17 protein-coding genes and 1 tRNA gene are annotated in these 17097 nt (G+C 56.7%); 4 read left to right on the forward strand and 14 right to left on the reverse strand.

The features are described 5' to 3' along the window. Positions 1 to 18 precede the first annotated feature (18 nt). The gene (gene serS / locus H0484_RS02160) at positions 19 to 1353 is read right to left on the reverse strand and encodes a serine--tRNA ligase (protein WP_226952788.1); all 1335 of its coding nucleotides are present in this window, start codon (positions 1351 to 1353) and stop codon (positions 19 to 21) included. 136 nt (positions 1354 to 1489) lie between these two features. On the opposite strand from serS, the gene H0484_RS02165 reads away from it, so the two are divergent. After that, a tRNA-Lys gene (locus tag H0484_RS02165) sits at positions 1490 to 1565 on the forward strand. Between the two features lie 326 nt (positions 1566 to 1891). Next, a complete protein-coding gene (locus tag H0484_RS02170) occupies positions 1892 to 2452 on the forward strand; it encodes a 2OG-Fe(II) oxygenase (protein ID WP_226952789.1) in 561 nt (186 codons plus the stop codon). 65 nt (positions 2453 to 2517) lie between these two features. Here the strand turns inward: H0484_RS02170 and H0484_RS02175 are convergent, their stop codons facing one another. The 7 genes from H0484_RS02175 to H0484_RS02205 are packed head-to-tail and all read right to left on the reverse strand — an operon-like array spanning position 2518 to position 8275. After that, positions 2518 to 3684 carry an ABC transporter substrate-binding protein gene (locus tag H0484_RS02175; RefSeq protein ID WP_226952790.1) on the reverse strand — a complete coding sequence of 389 codons (1167 nt, stop codon included), beginning with the start codon at positions 3682 to 3684 and terminating at the stop codon, positions 2518 to 2520. A gap of 58 nt (positions 3685 to 3742) precedes the next feature. Beyond that, entirely contained in the window at positions 3743 to 4447 is a 705-nt protein-coding gene (locus H0484_RS02180) for an ABC transporter ATP-binding protein (protein ID WP_226952791.1), read from the reverse strand. Then, positions 4440 to 5204, reverse strand: a complete 765-nt coding sequence (locus H0484_RS02185; RefSeq protein ID WP_226952792.1) for an ABC transporter ATP-binding protein — start codon at positions 5202 to 5204, stop codon at positions 4440 to 4442. Before H0484_RS02185 ends, H0484_RS02180 begins: the two co-directional genes overlap by 8 nt. Beyond that, positions 5201 to 6232 (reverse strand): branched-chain amino acid ABC transporter permease, encoded by a 1032-nt coding sequence (locus tag H0484_RS02190; RefSeq protein ID WP_226952793.1) that lies wholly within the window; start codon positions 6230 to 6232, stop codon positions 5201 to 5203. The genes H0484_RS02185 and H0484_RS02190 overlap by 4 nt, the downstream gene beginning before the upstream one ends. A 2-nt stretch (positions 6233 to 6234) precedes the next feature. Then, positions 6235 to 7095 (reverse strand): branched-chain amino acid ABC transporter permease, encoded by an 861-nt coding sequence (locus tag H0484_RS02195; RefSeq protein WP_226952794.1) that lies wholly within the window; start codon positions 7093 to 7095, stop codon positions 6235 to 6237. Continuing rightward, entirely contained in the window at positions 7092 to 7715 is a 624-nt protein-coding gene (locus H0484_RS02200) for a cysteine hydrolase family protein (RefSeq protein ID WP_226952795.1), read from the reverse strand. Before H0484_RS02200 ends, H0484_RS02195 begins: the two co-directional genes overlap by 4 nt. After that, entirely contained in the window at positions 7712 to 8275 is a 564-nt protein-coding gene (locus tag H0484_RS02205) for a 3-hydroxyanthranilate 3,4-dioxygenase (protein ID WP_226952796.1), read from the reverse strand. The genes H0484_RS02200 and H0484_RS02205 overlap by 4 nt, the downstream gene beginning before the upstream one ends. A 123-nt stretch (positions 8276 to 8398) precedes the next feature. Between H0484_RS02205 and H0484_RS02210 the strand changes: the two genes are divergently transcribed. Then, the gene (locus H0484_RS02210; protein WP_226952797.1) at positions 8399 to 9643 is read left to right on the forward strand and encodes a LysR family transcriptional regulator; all 1245 of its coding nucleotides are present in this window, start codon (positions 8399 to 8401) and stop codon (positions 9641 to 9643) included. A 249-nt stretch (positions 9644 to 9892) separates the two neighbouring features. Here the strand turns inward: H0484_RS02210 and H0484_RS02215 are convergent, their stop codons facing one another. The 4 genes from H0484_RS02215 to H0484_RS02230 form a co-directional block, all read right to left on the reverse strand. Beyond that, a complete protein-coding gene (locus H0484_RS02215) occupies positions 9893 to 11218 on the reverse strand; it encodes a TRAP transporter large permease (RefSeq protein ID WP_226952798.1) in 1326 nt (441 codons plus the stop codon). Further along, positions 11215 to 11748: a TRAP transporter small permease gene (locus H0484_RS02220; protein ID WP_226952799.1), complete on the reverse strand. Its 534-nt coding sequence runs from the start codon at positions 11746 to 11748 to the stop codon at positions 11215 to 11217. The genes H0484_RS02215 and H0484_RS02220 overlap by 4 nt, the downstream gene beginning before the upstream one ends. A 151-nt stretch (positions 11749 to 11899) precedes the next feature. After that, positions 11900 to 12943, reverse strand: coding sequence for a TRAP transporter substrate-binding protein (locus H0484_RS02225; protein ID WP_226952800.1), 1044 nt, complete (start codon positions 12941 to 12943; stop codon positions 11900 to 11902). Positions 12944 to 13062: 119 nt separating this feature from the next. Further along, positions 13063 to 14349, reverse strand: a complete 1287-nt coding sequence (locus tag H0484_RS02230) for a gallate dioxygenase (protein WP_226952801.1) — start codon at positions 14347 to 14349, stop codon at positions 13063 to 13065. 240 nt (positions 14350 to 14589) lie between these two features. Here H0484_RS02230 and H0484_RS02235 point away from each other — a divergent pair, with 240 nt between their 5' ends. Next, entirely contained in the window at positions 14590 to 15492 is a 903-nt protein-coding gene (locus H0484_RS02235; protein ID WP_226952802.1) for a LysR family transcriptional regulator, read from the forward strand. Here the strand turns inward: H0484_RS02235 and H0484_RS02240 are convergent. Together H0484_RS02240 and trxB are read right to left on the reverse strand one after the other, a co-directional pair. Then, positions 15471 to 16148, reverse strand: a complete 678-nt coding sequence (locus H0484_RS02240; RefSeq protein ID WP_226952803.1) for a Smr/MutS family protein — start codon at positions 16146 to 16148, stop codon at positions 15471 to 15473. The two genes, H0484_RS02235 and H0484_RS02240, sit on opposite strands and share 22 nt — an antisense overlap. Continuing rightward, positions 16135 to 17094, reverse strand: coding sequence for a thioredoxin-disulfide reductase (gene trxB, locus H0484_RS02245; RefSeq protein ID WP_226952804.1), 960 nt, complete (start codon positions 17092 to 17094; stop codon positions 16135 to 16137). Before trxB ends, H0484_RS02240 begins: the two co-directional genes overlap by 14 nt. Positions 17095 to 17097 lie beyond the last annotated feature (3 nt).

A 17097-nucleotide genomic window follows, 5' to 3' on the forward strand; every position in this document is an offset into this window, starting at 1 on the left:
CTGCGCCTGCGCCGCGCACTAGGGGGTCAAACGCTCTTGGCCGCCCATGTAAGGACGCAGCACCTCGGGAATGACGACACTACCGTCCTCTTGTTGATAGTTTTCAAGAATGGCTACCAGCGCCCGCCCCACTGCCAACCCAGAACCATTCAAGGTGTGCAGATACTCGGGTTTGCCTTTTTCGGGGCGATAGCGTGCCTGCATGCGACGCGCCTGGAAGGCTTCGCAGTTCGATACCGAGGAAATCTCGCGCCAGGCATGCTGCGCAGGCAACCAGACTTCCAGGTCGTAGGTTTTAGCGGCACCAAAGCCCATATCGCCCGCGCACAGCGCCACCACGCGATAGGACAGCCCCAGCTTTTGCAATACAGCCTCGGCATGACCGGCCATCTCTTCAAGCGCCTGGTAAGACTGCGAGGGGTGTACAAGCTGCACCATTTCAACTTTGTCGAACTGGTGCTGACGGATAATGCCGCGCGTGTCTCGCCCGCCGCTGCCCGCTTCGGAGCGGAAGCAAGGCGTATGGGCCGTCAGCTTGAAGGGCAGCTCTGCCTCGGCAACGATGGTGTCGCGGTAAGCCCCGGTCAGGGTGATCTCGGAGGTGGAAATCAGATAGAGGTCGTCAGCTTCGCCTTCTTGCTCGGCGCCCTCACCCTCTTGACCACCCTTGGTCACCCAGAACATATCGTCTTTAAACTTGGGAAGCTGGCCGGTGCCAAGCAAGGTGGCCGCATTAACGATATAGGGGGTGTAGCACTCTTGGTAACCGTGTTCACCGGTTTGCACGTCGAGCATGAACTGAGCCAAGGCCCGATGCAAACGCGCCAGACCGCCACGCAGCATCATGAAGCGAGCCCCGGTCAAGCGACGCGCCGACTCAAAATCCAGTCCCAGACCTTCGCCAATCGTGACGTGGTCTTTGGGCTCAAACGTGAACGGCTGTGGCAAGCCTTGGTCGTCTAGCGCCACAGGCACCCAACGGCGCACTTCTACGTTAGCGCTTTCATCTTCGCCATCGGGCACGCTGGCGTGCGGCAGATTAGGCACCGTCATCAGCCAATCTGAAAGCTGAACTTGAATATCGGACAACTCGGCTTCGAGCTCTTTAAGACGTGCGGGTATGGCCTGCGCCTCGGCCATGGCTTCGGTGGCGTCCTCGCCCTTGGACTTCAGTTGCCCCACCAGCTTGGCCACCGCATTACGGCGGGCCTGCAGGGTCTCGGTCTCGATCTGCACGGCCTTGCGCCGAGTCTCCAGCGCATTGAAACGCTCTGCATCGAATGCCACGCCGCGACGGGCCAAGGCCTGAACGACGACATCCAGCTCTTTACGCAACAGATTGGGGTCTAACATGTAAGGGATCCAGCCAGTAAACGAATAAACAAAGGAAAACCGATTTTACCCTGCCCATCTGCCATTTCAGGCAAGCGACCGAGGCGCGCTTGACAAAGGATAAAGAAAGGTCCACAATAGCGGACTTCGCGGTTGGGGGGTGGTAGCTCAGTTGGTAGAGCACCGGACTTTTAATCCGTTGGTCCCGGGTTCGAGCCCCGGCCACCCCACCATAAACGCTTTTAAAGTGTACAGGCGAAACCCGCAGCTAAAGCTTGCCGGCTTTTCCAACTTGTAAATTTTTAAGCATTTACGCCTTTAGCACCGCCTAGCCATGAATCAGCGCAACCCTTGCCGGTTGCGCTTTTTCTTTGTGTGGCGCGCAAAATCAGGTAAAATTTTTCACCCGATTTTTTGTGCTAGCGCACACTGGCTTATTTGATGTTACCCCGCCGCTTTACCGTTGTATCAACGGTTGCAATCACAAGCACAGCCGGCGTCTTGTAAATTGCCTATACACGATAGCCTTTTACAAGATCTGGAAACCCAAGGTTGGTCGATGTCAGACGACATACTGCCGGCGGCATTAGCACAAGGTTTGCGTCAAGAGGCACAGCGGCGCTGGGAAAGCGGCTTGTTTCGCACCGCTACCGTTGGGCCCACACTGGCCAAACGCCAAGACACCGACATACGCGGCGACAGCATATGCTGGCTGCAGGCACACGATGTACAAGCCGATATTACGGCTTTTCATGATTGGGCGGTACGCACTCAAGGTTTGCTGAATCGCGAATTTTTTATTGGTCTAAGGTGGCTGGAATGCCACTTCGCCCGTTACGGTTCAGGTGCAGGCTACACCAGGCACGTCGATCAGCACGTTGCCAGTTCTGCCCGCAAAATTTCTTTGGTACTGTATTTGAATCCCGATTGGCAGCAGGGAGACGGCGGCGAACTGTGCATTTACCACCCAGAATCGCCTGACACCGAACAAGTCCGCATTGCGCCGCGCATGGGGCGGCTGATGCTGTTTCGTAGCGACCTCATCCCCCACGCGGTGCTGCCCTGCTCTAGCGCACGATGGTCGCTGACGGGCTGGTTCCGTTCGGACGAACCCGCTTGATGAGCCGATGCGCCCAGCACCCGCTGCACTTAGTAACGCAGCAGGCGCATGGGCAAGCTAAAGCTTTACTGTGGATTCATTACCTTCCAAAGATCTTTCACTTGCTCGACTCGTTCGAACTCTACGTTGGCCAAGCTGCCGTCAGGCATCTTCTGGACGCGGCGAATAGCGATATCTTGGATGATGTCGCGCTCTTCGGGATCGATAAAAATAGCACCACGCGGGCTGTCTGCCTTCCAGTTGCGCAGGATTTCCATCGCTTTGTCGCCATCGATATTGGCGCCTAATTGACTCACGACGTCGGCAATGGCGTGCATGCCATCGTAGCCGGCCACCGTAGCAAAATTAGGAACCGCACGTTCACCATACTTTTTGCGGTAGTCGTCTACAAAGCGGCGATTCACCGCATTGTCTTGAAGCGGCGAGTAATGGAAAGCGGTGACCGTGCCCTCGGCCACATTGCCAATGGCGGGCAGGTCGGCCTCGTTGGTTTCGCCGGTGGCCAACAACTTGATGCCGGCTTCGCCCAGGCCCATTTGAAAGAAAGTTTTGATGAAGGACACACCCGCCGCGCCATAGGGAGTGAACATGAATACCGCATCAGGCTTGGTGTCTTTGATCTTCTGCAGATAGGGCGCGAAGTCTGTGGTGGCAATAGGCATTTGTGTTTCGCCTACGATCTTGCCCCCGCCTTTTGTGAAAGTAGTCTTGAATGCCTCGCGCGAATCATTTCCCGGCGCGTAGTCGGTGACTGCGGTGTAAACCGTGGAAATGCCGTTCTTGGCTGCCCACTCACCCAAGGTTGCCGCTCCTTGAAACTGCGTGAACGAAACCCGCGCAAAGTAAGGGGATTTACGCGGTATGACGCCCGTGGCTGCATTCAGAATGACAGTAGGCGTTTTAGACTTGTTGATCAAGGGGGCCAGCGCCAAGGCGTCCGGGGTTTTTTCCAACCCCGCCAAGAACTGCACTTCGTCTTGCAAAATAAGCTCTTGCGCCACCTGCTTGACCCTCGCCGCGCCGCCCTCTTCGTCTCTGTCTATGATTTGCACAGTGACATCCCCCACCTTGCCACCAATCTGATCAAGATAAAGATGCATGCCACGGCGAAACTGTTCGCCGTATTCCGCAGACGGGCCGCTAAATGGCGCGATCAGCCCCACCTTGACCGTATCCGCAGACGCCACACCCATGGCAAGATTCAAGCTTAAAGCCAATAATAATTTTTTCATTGTCTCCACCTTTTTAAAAGAATACGTGCACGCCACGAAAGTCGGCGCGCTGCCTACCTCAACTATGTACGCCTATCAGGCGATCCAACGTGGCGCGATCTTCCCGTAAAGCCTCGCTAGGGCCGTCATATACGATGCGCCCGCGCACCAGCACCACTGCACGCGGTGCAAACGCCAGCGCCGCCATCACCTGCTGCTCAACCAGAATCATGGTTAAACCTTGTGCTTCGCGTATACGCGCCAAGGCCTGCATGACGATGTCTACGATGACAGGGGCCAAGCCTTCCAGAGGTTCGTCCAGCAGCAGCAATTCAGGCCCCCCCATCATGGCCCGGGCAATGGCCAGCATTTGCTGCTCCCCCCCTGACAACTGGTTGCCTTTGTTGCCGCGTCGTTGCGCCAAACGCGGAAACCATTCGTAAACCTGTTCCAGCGTGAATCCGTCCGCACGGCGAGCAACCGTCAGATTCTCTTCGACGGTAAGGGAGGGAAAGATCTCTCGCTCTTGTGGTACCAGGCCCAAGCGTGCCCGCGACCGACGCCAAGGCGCCCAATGGGTGACGTCTTGAGAACCCAAGGTAATCGTGCCTGCACGACAAGGCACATGCCCCATCAAGGTCGAGAGCAAGGTGGTCTTACCCATGCCATTGCGCCCGATGAGGGCTACACACTCACCTTTTGCTATCTGCAGCGACACGTCATCCAATATGACGGTCTCTCCGTAGCCTGATGTGACGTGCTGCAAATTCAGAAACTCAGTCATGGGCCACCCTGCTCCCTTCACCAAAATAGATTGCGCGCACCATCTCGTTATCCGATATGTCTTTAGGCGTGCCTTCTGCCACAACACGGCCCTGGTCAAGCACGGTAATGTGCCGCGCAAAGCGAAACACCAAATCCATGTCATGCTCGATGATCATGATGGAGATGTCACTATCGAGTTTGCCCAAGGCATCCAGAATGATGCCGCTCTCACTGCTGGGAACCCCTGCGGCGGGTTCATCCAGCAGCAGCACGGTTGGCTCCAGACTTAGCGCTATCGCTATCTCTATCAGGCGCTGTTGCCCATAGCTCAACTCAGCCACTTGGCGCTCTGCACAATCGCCTATACCCAACTGCACCAGCGTGGCGTAAGACCTTTCGAGCACATCGGCGTAACGCCCCAGCGGTTTGAGCATCCCCAAGGCCAAGCCCTTGCGTTCGCACACCGCCAAGGCCACGCTCTCTAGAGCAGACATAGTGGTGAACAGGGCATTGATCTGAAACGTGCGCACCAGCCCCAACTTGACGCGTTGATACTCGGGTAGTCGAGTGATGTCTTGGCCATGCAGCAAGACCTGGCCTGCGGTGGGTGCCAAGCGCCCACTTACCAGGTTGACGAATGTGGTTTTACCCGCCCCGTTTGGCCCTATCAGCGCATGACGCGCCCCCCGCTCAAGGCGAAAGTTGACGTTCTCGGTCACTGCCAAGGCACCAAAGCGCTTGCACAGCCCCCGTGTTTCCAAAGCCAAGCCGCTCATGCGCCGTGCTCCTTCGTATTGGCCGGAGTCTGGCGTCGCACTGATCGATCGAAGCAGGCCGAATACAGCCTATCGCACCAACCTAGAATGCCGCCCTTACCGTATAAAACGACCACAATCAAAAGTACGCCCAGCCATAGGTACCAATAGGCTGGCTCAGCACGCGCCAGGTAGTCGTGCAGCACCATGTAGAAAGCTGCGCCAACGAAAGCCCCGTAAAGTCGCCCGACCCCGCCGAAGATCAGCATGGTCAACACCCCCGCCGAGAGTTCCAGCGACAAGACAGTCGGGCCGACAAACTCGTTGGTCTGGGCATTCAGGGCGCCTGCAATCCCAGCGATCGCTCCGGCGATGGCATAGACGATGATCAAACGTCGGCGCACCGGCGTGCCGACCGCACTCATGCGCAGGCTGTTCAGCTGTATTCCCACCAGCATCCGACCGAACGGGGCATGCACCAAGGTACGTACGAAAACGAAAACCACAGCCAACACCACGGCTGAATAGCAATAAGCCACTCGAGACCGCATGTCGAACTCAAGAAAACCCAACAACGGCCCCACCACCATGCCTTGCAGACCGTCGGCTCCGCCGGTGATAGAAACCGCCCGGTTGGCGGCCTCGGCACACATCAGCAAAATGCCTAAAGTAAGCATCAGAAGCGGCAGGCCATGCGTACGCAAAATCACACTACCCGTGATCAGGCCGAAAAACGCACATGCCAATGCCGAGATCAGCAAGCCCAGCAGAGGATCCGCCACACCGTGGACGGTCAGAATGCCGGCAACATAGGCACCCAAACCAAAGAAGGCGGCATGCCCCAAGCTGGTAATGCCGGCATAGCCCAACAGCAGATCAAGCGACAAGGCAAACAGAATCATGATCAGCACCTGTGTACCCAAGGCCAGACTGGTGGGGAACAACAGGTAAACCGCCACAATCGCCACCCAAGGCAGCGCTTCTATCAGCCGGAAACGATGGCGTCGGACCAGCGAGCCGAACTGCGAAACGTTCGTTGCAAGTTCCATATTCATATCCGCGAAAAAATACCGTTCGGACGCCACAGCAGCAATGCAACCATCGCGGCGAAGATGAAGAACGCCCCAAGCTCGGGGAACCAGTATTTGCAAGCCGTATCGGCAATACCTAGTAGCAAGGCAGCGACAAAGGGCCCGTACAAGGTGCCCAAGCCACCCACGGCAACCACAATCAGCACGTAATTGAGCTGATCAAAAGCGTAGGAAGGCCGTATGGGCAAAACTTCGGCTCCCAGGGCTCCGCCAAGTGCCGCCAGTGCGCTACCCAAGCAGAAGGTCAGCGTGAACAGCACCTCGGTGCGTATGCCCAGTGTTTCCGCCATGCGTCGATTGTCGACCGCAGCTCGCAGACGCGCGCCCAACGAGGTTTTCTCTAGAAGCAGGCACATGGATGCAAACAACAAAGCACCCGCCACCACCAACATGGTGCGGTAACTGGACACCGTAAATTCGCCCAGTGCCAAGGTGTCGCGCAAGCCAGCCGGCACCGTCACGTTCTGAGGGGAAGGCCCGAAAAGGTAGCGGGCACACGCGGCTGCCACAAAGATCACGCCTATGCTGAACAGCACCTGCTCGAGCTCGCTGGCGCCATACAACTTGCGGTACAGCAAACGTTCAAGTATTAAGCTGCCCAGCGTAACCACGAGCACGGAGAGCACTATGGCCACCCAGAAGGGCAGTCCTAGCTGTTCGCCGAACCACACCAAGCCATAGCCGCCGGCCATAGCAAAGGAGCCATGCGCAAGATTGACGAATCGCATCATGCCCATGGTCAGTGACATACCAATGGCAATGACATACAGAATCATCGCCGAGGCCAAGCCATTGAATAAAACGCCTAGAACGACGCTCATGTGTCCTCCGACTGCCGCAAATGCCGCATCAATGACTCGGAGGTGGTAACCACGCCTATGTTGTTGCGTACCGTTGCCAGGGTTCCACGGTGACCCTCCTGACTGTTGCTGCCTACGCAGTCTTCTACCAGGACGATGCGGTAATCAAGGAAAAAACCCTGCCTAAGCGTGGAGTCGACACACACATTGGTGGCAACGCCCGTGAAAACAAGATTCTGGATACCTCTGGCTCTGAGGTAGGTATCCAGTGTGGTGCCATGAAAGCCGCTGAAGTGATGCTTATGTATAACCATTTCGTCGCCTTGCGGCTCGACCTGAAAGGCTTGAGCGCCCCAGCTACCTTCCAGGCAGCACCCTTCTGTTTCTCGCTTGGCAATGTGCGCCGCAGTCAGGTACTTGAAGTCGTAGATGGAATGTATCCACACGACAGTCATGCCCACCTCGCGCGCCGTGCTCAGCAAACGCTCGATGTTGTCCGCGACAGCCTGTGCAAAGCCGACTTTGTAATTGCGCTCGCGTTGCATATAGCCACCTTGAGCGCAGAAGTCGTTCTGCATATCGATGACCAGCAAGGCACTACGCGCCGCCGGTAGGGACGGCAGAGAATGTACGGCACTCATATGACGTTAAGCGCCCATTCCTGAGGTACGGGCATGACAGTCCCGCACTGCTTGCAGGTACGCGCCTGCTCTGACCCATAAAAATTGCCGTAAGCACGCGAGACCGGATCAGCCTTGTAATCGTCCACGGTGTATTGCTCTTCGTGAAGAAAATGATCGCAAGCGGGACAGAACCAGTGGAAGCGATCGATCTCACCCGGCACGCGTACGCGCTCTATCACCAACTGATAAGAGTCGGCACCAAAGCGGGGCGAGTGCGGCACCAATGGAGGCTGGTACAGGCAAGAGCCTTGGGGCACGAAGGCCACTTTTTCTTTGCCTTCGGGCGTGCGGTAATGAAGATTGAGATCGCCTTTAAGCGAATACTGAATTTCATAGCTGGGGTTCAGGTGAAACTCGCTGCGGTATTCTCGACCGCGCGCGATAAACGCCAGCGAATGCTCGTTCAACCAAAGTTGAAACGTTCTTTTGCCTGTTTCCTGCAAATGCTGCATGATGCGTTCTAGATCGATATTAGGCATCAGCACATTCGGCGCTACCACATCGTGTGAAATGAGCATGACTCGTCTCCTGATAATCAACGGCATCCAAGCGATGCCGACTCTTTCGGAAATTGTGTCATCAGCTTGCATAGCGTGGTGACCGAATAAGCTTCTACCGCCACCGAAAAGCCTTATGCTCAAATGAACGACCTTGTGGGCCCTCCCACCCTTCCTCCTACACGCTATCTGCGCGTGTTCCACAGCGTGGCTCAATTGGGCAGCATGTCCAAAGCCTCCACCGAACTGCGCCGTGCGCAGTCTGCCGTGCAGCGCGCCATTCAGCAGTTGGAGGAGTCCCTAGAGACGCGTCTGTTCGAGCGCACCAGTCGCGGCATACTTTTGACGGACAACGGCAAAGTACTGCAGGGGCGCGTCCAGCACGCACTGGACGAAATGGAAACCGCACGCCAGGCTTTGTATGAGCAAGGCGGCATCGCCCCCCGCCACAACGCCCCCATCTTTTCTCTGGCCCTGAACGAGCGGCGCCTCGCCATCTTGGTGGCCTTCTCGCGCTATCGCCACATGAGCGCGGTCGCCCAACAACTGGACATCACCCAGCCCGCTGTCAGTCTGGCCTTGCGTGATCTGGAAGACAGCTGCAATCTGAAACTGTTCGACCGCTCCGTTTCACCCATAGCTCTTACCGCAGCAGGCGAGTTGCTGTTGGCTCACATTAAACGCGCCTTGTATCAGCTACGGTTGGCACGCGCCGAAATCGCAGCGCGCGATGGTGTTCTGAAAGGCGACATCACCATAGGGGCACTCCCCTTTGGCAGGCCTTACATCTTGCCCACCGCTATTGCTACGCTGCACACCGATCACCCCGCACTGCGCTTTACCACCGTAGAAGGGCCTTTCGAAACCCTTACACACGCGCTGTGGTGCGGCGACATTGATTTCATCATGGGTGCTTTGCCTACCGGCGAGCATTACGGCGATCTCGTACAAGAAGATCTCTTTCACGACAAACTGGTCGTCATAGCGCGCAGCGGTCACCCCTTGCAACAAGCCTCTGGCGCCATCCATAACCTTGCCAACGCAGATTGGGTACTACCCCCGCGCCGCACCCCTACACGTGATGTTCTGATGTCGTCTTTGGCCGCTATGCAAGCTCCGCCCTTGAACGTAACGGTCGAATCCAGCGACTTATCTTTGATACGTGGCCTGCTCTTAGGCAGCGACATGATCACCGCCGCCTCACGGCATTTGTTTCAGCATGAATTGCGCAACGGCATGCTTAGCTTGCTGCCCATGGATTTACCAGACACCCAGCGCACCATAGGCGTCCTGAGGCGCCCTCAAGAACACGCTTCGCCGGGTGCTACACGCCTGATTCAAGTCATACGCGCTTTAGGCGACTCCTTGAAAAACAAAGGCCTGCCTTAATGTGTTTTGTATCCTATATACTATAAGATAGCGCATTTTGTATCTTATATACGCTAAAAATCGGTGCATTCCCTAGGTGTCAAATGCTGTTGAGTCAGGCACAATGCTATTCATGTTGGTGAGGAGACAAAAGCCCAGAAAATGGGCAATGGCCACAGAGGGCCTATATAAATAGCAGTGCAATAATCACAACAAAAAAACAAACGCCGGTGCATGCACCGGCGTTTGTTTTTTGTACCTAAGGCAGGCTTAACCCAACCAGCGCAACAAGCCCAAAGAAATCACGGGGAAAATCACCAACAGCGCAATTCGCACGACGTCCGACATCAAGAACGGCACCACCCCACGGAAGATAGTTCCTGGGGAAATATCTTTGGACATGCTGTGGATGATGAACACATTCATACCCACAGGCGGCGTAATCAAGCCTATCTCCATCACAACCAGCGCCAACACGCCAAACCAGATGGCTTTTTCGTCTTGCGACAGCCCCCAGAAATCCATACCCAAGATAAGAGGCAGGAAAATAGGTATCGTCAGCAGAATCATGGACAAGCTATCCATGATGCAACCCAGCAATATATAGATGACGATAATGGCCACCAACACGGCAAAGGGATCCATCCCCAGGCTTTGAACCCAGGTGGCAAACTCTACCGGCACTTGGCTGACCGCCAAGAACGCGTTGAGCATGTCAGCGCCCAGCAGAATCAGGAACATCATGCCGGTACCGGTAGCCGTGCCCAGCACGCTGCGCATCAAACCGCCATTACGCAAACCTCCCGAGCGCCAAGCGGCTATACCCGTGGCAACCGCGCCCACTGCAGCAGCTTCGGTAGGCGTAAAGACACCGCCATAAATACCGCCCAACACCACCGTAAAAATCAGTAGCACAGGCCAGGTGGCGCCCAAGGTACGTAGACGCGCGGCCCAGGAAGCACGAGGCAAAGCCGGACCGCTAGCCGAGGGGTCACGCCAACAAATCAAGGCCACAACCAGCATGTAGCCGATCACCGCCAGAACGGAAGGGATGAAGGCCGCCACAAACACTTTGGCAATATTTTGCTCGGCAAGAATGGCATAGATAACCAGAGGCACGGAAGGTGGGATCAACATGCCCAAGGTGCCACCCACTGCCAGCGAGGCGCCGGCCAGACTAGGTTTGTATTGATATCGTTTGAGTTCGGGCAGCACCACATGCGACATGGTTGCCGCGGTTGCCAACGAGGACCCGCAGATTGCGCCAAAGCCTGCGCAAGAGGCAATACCCGCCATGGCCATACCGCCTCGCCTATGCCCCAGGAACGCACTGCCTGCGCGGAACAAGGCCTGCGACAGCCCCCCGTGGGTGGCGAACTGCCCCATCAGAAGAAACAAAGGTACCACAGAGAGGTCGTAGACCGAGAAGCGACTGTAAGGCGCATGCTTAAGGTGGGCAAGCAAAGGATCTAGGCCCGAAATCCACCAGTAGCCTAAAGCACCTGCAACAAACATGGCCATACCGATATGCATGCGTATGGCCAAAAAAACCAACATCAGCAAGCCGATGATGATACCGATAGTCGTGCCGCTCATTGCGCGACCTCCGTGGCGCTAGCGCGCAGATCTTGAACCATAGTCATCAGGCAAGTGATGCCCAATAAGATGAAAGCTGGCGTCATGGGTATGTAGCCCCACCAGATAGGCAAGCCCAACACCATTGAGCTCTCTTCATACTCACGCATGTCGACCAAGCCCAGCCAGCACCGCCAAGCCAGCAAGAAAGCGATGCCGGCCAGCACGAGACAAGCCAGTGCATCGAACAGTTTTTTCAATCGGGTGGGCGCCCACAAAGTGAAGAAGTCCACAAAGACGTGGCCACGCTTGAGTTGGCAATAGGGCAGACACATGACGATACCCATCGCCGAGGCCAGTTGCACCAGTTCGTAATCGCCCAGCACCGGTTTGGAAAGCACGCTGCGACCCGCAACACTGACGACGGACATGACCGCCTCAGTCAGGAACAGCGCGCTCCCGAGTATGGCCATCGCTGCGCAGGCCCATTCAATGAGCCGGCCCAACGGGCTTTTGGCCACTAGGTGTGGCCCGGGTAAGGGTTCGGACATGTCGATTCCTTGTACTAAGAAAAATGCCTTGCACATGGGCTGTGCAAAGCGCCGTCTTGAGCCTTGTTGGCAAAGGGCTTGCCTAGGACGATCAAGCGGCAAAAAGCCCCGAAGGGAGGACCCCGGGGGCTAGGTTTTGGACAAATGCAGCTTACTTTTTACTTTCTTCAGTGTACTGCTGAACCAGATTTCGTGCTTCTTGCAACAAGCCGGCACCATCTTTGCCCTTGGCAGAGATGTCTTTGACCCACTCGTCAATGACAGGCTGAGCAGCCGTTACCCACACTTGGGTTTCTTCGGGGGTGATCTCGTAGACTTCGTTGCCGTTATCCAGTGCTGCTTTCAAGCCCACGGCATCAGCCGCACGGAACTGCCGACTTGCCCATGCAGAGGTCTCAGGGCCGGAGTTGTCGTCGATGACCTTCTTGAGTTCAGGCGACAAGCTATTGTATTTGCGCTGGTTCATGACGAACACGTGAGTGGCTGTCGTCATGGAGGTGTCGCTGGCGGTGTTGACGCTATAGCGCGTCAACTCGTGCGCTTTGGTGGCTGGAATGACTTCCCATGGAACCAGGGCCCCATCGATGACGCCCTTGGAAAGGCTTTCGGCCATTTGCGGCACGGGCATGCCCACAGGCGTAGCGCCCAACGCCGACAGAATCTTGTTACCCAGCCGCGAAGGTGCACGTACTTTCACGCCGCGCAGGTCATCCAGGGTTTCGATTTTCTTGTCGCGCATGTGCAGCAGGTTGGCACCGTTGATCCACACGGCAAGAGGCTTGACGCCCTTGAACTCGTCCATGGCGTTCTTGTTGACGAAGTCCCACAGCGCACGGGAAGAAGGTTCATGCTCGGTGGTGATGAACGGCAGCTCGAAAACTTCGGAGACAGGAAAACGCCCCGGCGTATAGCCAGGCAAAGTCCAGACCACATCAGCCACACCGTCGCGGGCTTGATTGAAAAGCTGAGCGGAAGTACCGCCCAATTGCAGCGCCGGATAAATCTGGCACTTCAGCCCGCCTTGCGACTCGGCCTCGATTTTTTCGCACCAAGGCACGATAACCGTGTTGTGTACCGCCGAGACCGAAGGCAGCTGGTGAGCGACTTTCAGAATGACGGGATCGGCTTGAACTGCAGCTGAGGAAAACGTGGCCGCAGCCAGCGCCGCCAGCGAAACCTTGGAAAATACTTTCATGAAGCGACTCCTGATACAGGCCGCGATGTTATAGCGGCTATGAAAAACGGGTATTGGTAATCCGCAAAAATCCTGCCAAACCGACGCCGGGATTCAGCGCAAATTCAGCAGAAAAACGTTCAATTATCCCACGTCTGCTTGCCGGCCTCTTTGCCAGCCACCGAATAGAGGGCATCCGGGGCATTACGGGTCTGCAAAAATTCGTCCAAAGCTTGGCCCCGCATGGCAGCATAAATATGCAAATTCGAGACCCCCACCACAGCGCCAAGTTTCTCTAACATAAAGAAAATAACGCCGTAATGAATCATGCCGCGCCAATCACGATTACGGATCAGCGCGCTTTCTTCTTCTGTCAGGTTTGCCGTGCGGAACGCGGTTTCTTCGTCGGCCAGGAAGGCGGCACGGAACACTGGGTCGATAAGATTGTGCAAGAAGTGGTTGATGCGATAAGCCCGCACACTACGCTCTAGGCCAAAGGGGTAAGTTCCGGCCAAGCGCTCTGCCCCTTCAAGCTGCAAGGCCATCAGTCGACGATGGCGCTCTATGGTGCTGGGCAGGGGCGTTTGAACCGCCTCGTTCTCGTAGATGGCTGTAGCGATTCCTGTCATGGAAGGCAGACAGTAGCTTTGATGGACTTTGCGCACATTGGCTGACAAGGCACCACGCATCACCAGCCACATAATGATTTCAGCCCCTTCCAGACCGCCCAACTCGGCATATTCCGCCTGCGTCAGGCTCGCAAGATACTCGGGGTCTTTTTCAATGAGATCCAGAAACTGCTGATCCCACGGCACGTTGTTGAACCCTGCCCTTTCACCATGAACCTGATGCGATAGGCCTCCCGTCGCCACAATAGCGACCTTGAGATCTTCAGGGTAGCTTTCAATGGCTCGACGCAGGGCTTGACCCAGTTTGTAGCAACGCCTCGCGGTAGGAATAGGAAACTGCAAGACACCCACCTGCAGAGGCACAATGGGTATGGTCCAGTCGGGCTTGGGTGGGTTCATCATGGACAACGGCGAAAAACAGCCATGATCCAGCGATTTTCCCTGGAAGAACGACATATCGAACTCTTCGCTCATCAGCGATTGACCAATATGGCGCGCCAAGGCCGCATGCCCTGGAACAGCAGGCAGATCGCGTGGCCCGCCACCTTCGTCGGCCACGCCATAGCTTTCGCCCACGCCCAGTGCAAACGCCGAATAATGATCAAAGAAGAATGAAGTGATGTGATCGTTGAAGATCAAAAACAGTACATCTGGTTTGCGCTGCTCCAGCCATTGCTGCACGGGCTCGAAAGCTTCAAAAATGGGCGCCCAGGCCGGGGACTGACGCTTATCGCCATCTACAGCAAAACCAATGGTGGGGGTATGGGAAGCAGCAATGGCTCCAATAATCCTGGCCATGAAAGAACTCCTGTTGTGTAGTCTTGGCAACCTTCGCGGCAAAAATACGTAACATAAGATTGCTGTTGGCCCTATTATTCCGCGCCATCCCACCCTCGCCCAGATGTTGAGTTTGGCACCGCGATAACCTTTGGTTATCATTCGGCCAAAGCAACGGCAAAATGCAGGCACATAAACCTGGCTGTCAAATTTGTCGTATGCCGCCTTCCCGCGCCCTATTACGCCAACCCGGAGCCCCAGATGAAACTGGCCACCTTGCAGACCTTGATGGCAGCCATAGAGGAAGGCTCATTGCGCGGGGCCGCACGGCGCATAGGCACCTCACAGCCAGCCCTTACCAAAATGATTCGCGAGCTTGAGCTAGAGTTGGGCACGACCTTGCTGCACCGCACCTCACGCGGCGTACAGGCCACCGCTCAAGGCAGGGTCTTGTACGAACATGCCTTGAAAGCGACGCGAGAATTAGGTCAAGCGGTGGATGAAATCCATCAAATGAATGGTCAGATGGTGGGCGACCTGCACATCAGCGCTGTCCCCGTGGCAGTGATGCTGTTGATACCCGAACTTCTGCGCACGTTTGGCCAGGCCTATCCGGAAGTACGCCTACGCGTCAGCGAAGAGCTCTATGTGGCGCAGTTGCAGCGTCTGCGTACCCGGGAAGTCGATATCACCGTCGGGGGCATTCCCGACGAACTGCCGCCCGGCGAGTTCGTTATCGAACCCCTGATCCAGACCACCATGGTGCCCACAGCACGCACGGGTAGTCGGTGGCTGCAAGCCCGAACGCTGGCCGATCTGCAAGAGGCGCGCTGGGTGTTTACCGGGGCCCACAGCAATTCGGGCTACGCCAGGTTGCTATTCGAGTCCCATGGTTTGAAGACGCCACCCGTGGGCGCCGTCGTCAATTCCACCTTGGCCCTGCTGTCGCTAGTGGCCACCGGCGATTATGTGGGCTTGATGCCCTCACAGATTGCCAGCCACCCCATGGCTCTGCCCTATATATCAGTCGTACCCATCGCAGAACGCGGCTACCCTTTAACGATAGGCGCCATTCTGCGCAGTGACACCGTGCCCTCACCTCTGCTGCGCAACGTGCTGACGCATCTGCACCGCGCAGCGCATCAAGTGGGCGATGCCACCTGACGGGCACGCAACAGCACACGCAAGGCGCCATGCCCTCCGTCGGCTGGGCCACATACGGTGTAGGCCTGCACGGCTTCCCAGTTAGCCAGCCAGCGCCGGACTTGCGGCCCCAGCACACCCACACCATCGGGCGAGCCGTAACCCATGCCGTGTACCACACGTACGCAACGGGCACCGTAATCCAGGCAATCAGCCAAAAAACCCTCTAAGCGCTGCCGGGCATCCTCCAGGGTACAGCCGTGCAAATCGAGGCTGGCCTGCACGGGCCATCGCGCTTTACGCAAGTCGCGCAAAACATTAGGCCCATGACCCGCTCGCAAAAACACCGTGTCGTCTGCCTGCAAGACTGCGGCAGACGCGGTTTGGGTGGCCAGCAGCAGGCCCGGTGCTTCTTGGCCCATCGCTCGGGTGCGGCGTGCTGCGACAAGCTCGGCGGGCAATGGGCTAAAGCCTGCCTGCGCCGAGCGAGCCGCCTTGGCCTTAAGCGGCTGTACGCCACCCACCGCTCGCCGAAACAATAAGGCATCGTCTGGCGCCAAAGCCGGCTCGGCCTTGGCTGCCTGGGCTTTGCGCCGCTCGGCCTCTTGTAGACGACGCGCCTGATCAGCCTTGTGCAGACGCTTCAGATCGGCCAGGCCGGGCTTATTGGCCGCCATTCTCCAGCCACCTTTGCGCATCCAAAGCCGCCATGCAACCCGTTGCCGCGCTGGTAATGGCCTGACGATAGATATCGTCCTGGACATCGCCCGCAGCAAAAACGCCGGGTACCGAAGTCATGGTGGCGAAGCCTTCGCGCCCGGCACGGGTGATGATGTAGCCGTTTTTCATTTCCAGTTGGCCTTCGAACAGGCTGGTATTGGGCTTATGGCCGATAGCGATGAAGGCACCCGTGACGGCCAGGTCTTCGGTTTCACCGCTTTGCTTATTGAGCAAACGAACGCCGGTAACGCCACTTGCGTCGCCCAGGACCTCTTGCAGCTCGGAAAACAGCTTGAGCTTCATATTGCCGTTATTGACCTTATCCATCAATTTGTCGACCAGAATCGGCTCGGCGCGGAATTTATCGCGGCGATGCACCAAGGTGACGGTTGCGCAGATATTGGACAGGTATAGCGCTTCTTCGACTGCCGTGTTGCCACCGCCCACAACGACGACATCTTGGTTTTTGTAAAAGAAACCGTCGCAGGTGGCGCAGCCAGACACGCCGCGCCCCATGAAGGACTGCTCGGAAGGCAGGCCCAGATACTGAGCCGACGCCCCCGTGGCGATAATGAGCGTGTCGCAGGTATAGACAGCACCCATATCACCGGTCAGTGTGAAGGGGCGCTGAGAAACATCCACTTTGGCGATGTGGTCGTAGACCAATTCAGTCTCGAAACGCTCGGCATGCGCCTGAAAGCGCTGCATGAGGTCGGGCCCCTGCACGCCTTGGGCGTCGGCAGGCCAGTTGTCCACGTCAGTAGTGGTCATCAATTGCCCCCCTTGCTCGAGGCCCGTTACCAATACCGGTGAAAGGTTGGCGCGAGCGGCATAAACCGCAGCCGTGTAACCAGCGGGCCCTGACCCGAGAATGAGGACCTTGGCGTGTTTTGCAGTAGACATATC

It is taken from the genome of Mesopusillimonas faecipullorum (assembly GCF_020539505.1).
Classification (GTDB): domain Bacteria; phylum Pseudomonadota; class Gammaproteobacteria; order Burkholderiales; family Burkholderiaceae_B; genus Mesopusillimonas; species Mesopusillimonas faecipullorum.

Excerpts from the sequence above, each read along its gene's own strand:
- H0484_RS02195 (WP_226952794.1), bottom strand. The coding sequence starts at position 7,095 with ATGAGCGTCGTTCTAGGCGTTTTATTCAATGGCTTGGCCTCGGCGATG.
- H0484_RS02225 (WP_226952800.1), bottom strand. The coding sequence starts at position 12,943 with ATGAAAGTATTTTCCAAGGTTTCGCTGGCGGCGCTGGCTGCGGCCACG.
- trxB (WP_226952804.1), bottom strand. The coding sequence starts at position 17,094 with ATGTCTACTGCAAAACACGCCAAGGTCCTCATTCTCGGGTCAGGGCCC.
- H0484_RS02175 (WP_226952790.1), bottom strand. The coding sequence starts at position 3,684 with ATGAAAAAATTATTATTGGCTTTAAGCTTGAATCTTGCCATGGGTGTG.
- H0484_RS02220 (WP_226952799.1), bottom strand. The coding sequence starts at position 11,748 with ATGTCCGAACCCTTACCCGGGCCACACCTAGTGGCCAAAAGCCCGTTG.
- H0484_RS02180 (WP_226952791.1), bottom strand. The coding sequence starts at position 4,447 with ATGACTGAGTTTCTGAATTTGCAGCACGTCACATCAGGCTACGGAGAG.
- H0484_RS02190 (WP_226952793.1), bottom strand. The coding sequence starts at position 6,232 with ATGGAACTTGCAACGAACGTTTCGCAGTTCGGCTCGCTGGTCCGACGC.
- H0484_RS02205 (WP_226952796.1), bottom strand. The coding sequence starts at position 8,275 with ATGCTCATTTCACACGATGTGGTAGCGCCGAATGTGCTGATGCCTAAT.
- H0484_RS02210 (WP_226952797.1), top strand. The coding sequence starts at position 8,399 with ATGAACGACCTTGTGGGCCCTCCCACCCTTCCTCCTACACGCTATCTG.
- serS (WP_226952788.1), bottom strand. The coding sequence starts at position 1,353 with ATGTTAGACCCCAATCTGTTGCGTAAAGAGCTGGATGTCGTCGTTCAG.
- H0484_RS02240 (WP_226952803.1), bottom strand. The coding sequence starts at position 16,148 with ATGGCGGCCAATAAGCCCGGCCTGGCCGATCTGAAGCGTCTGCACAAG.
- H0484_RS02185 (WP_226952792.1), bottom strand. The coding sequence starts at position 5,204 with ATGAGCGGCTTGGCTTTGGAAACACGGGGGCTGTGCAAGCGCTTTGGT.
- H0484_RS02230 (WP_226952801.1), bottom strand. The coding sequence starts at position 14,349 with ATGGCCAGGATTATTGGAGCCATTGCTGCTTCCCATACCCCCACCATT.
- H0484_RS02215 (WP_226952798.1), bottom strand. The coding sequence starts at position 11,218 with ATGAGCGGCACGACTATCGGTATCATCATCGGCTTGCTGATGTTGGTT.
- H0484_RS02200 (WP_226952795.1), bottom strand. The coding sequence starts at position 7,715 with ATGAGTGCCGTACATTCTCTGCCGTCCCTACCGGCGGCGCGTAGTGCC.
- H0484_RS02170 (WP_226952789.1), top strand. The coding sequence starts at position 1,892 with ATGTCAGACGACATACTGCCGGCGGCATTAGCACAAGGTTTGCGTCAA.
- H0484_RS02235 (WP_226952802.1), top strand. The coding sequence starts at position 14,590 with ATGAAACTGGCCACCTTGCAGACCTTGATGGCAGCCATAGAGGAAGGC.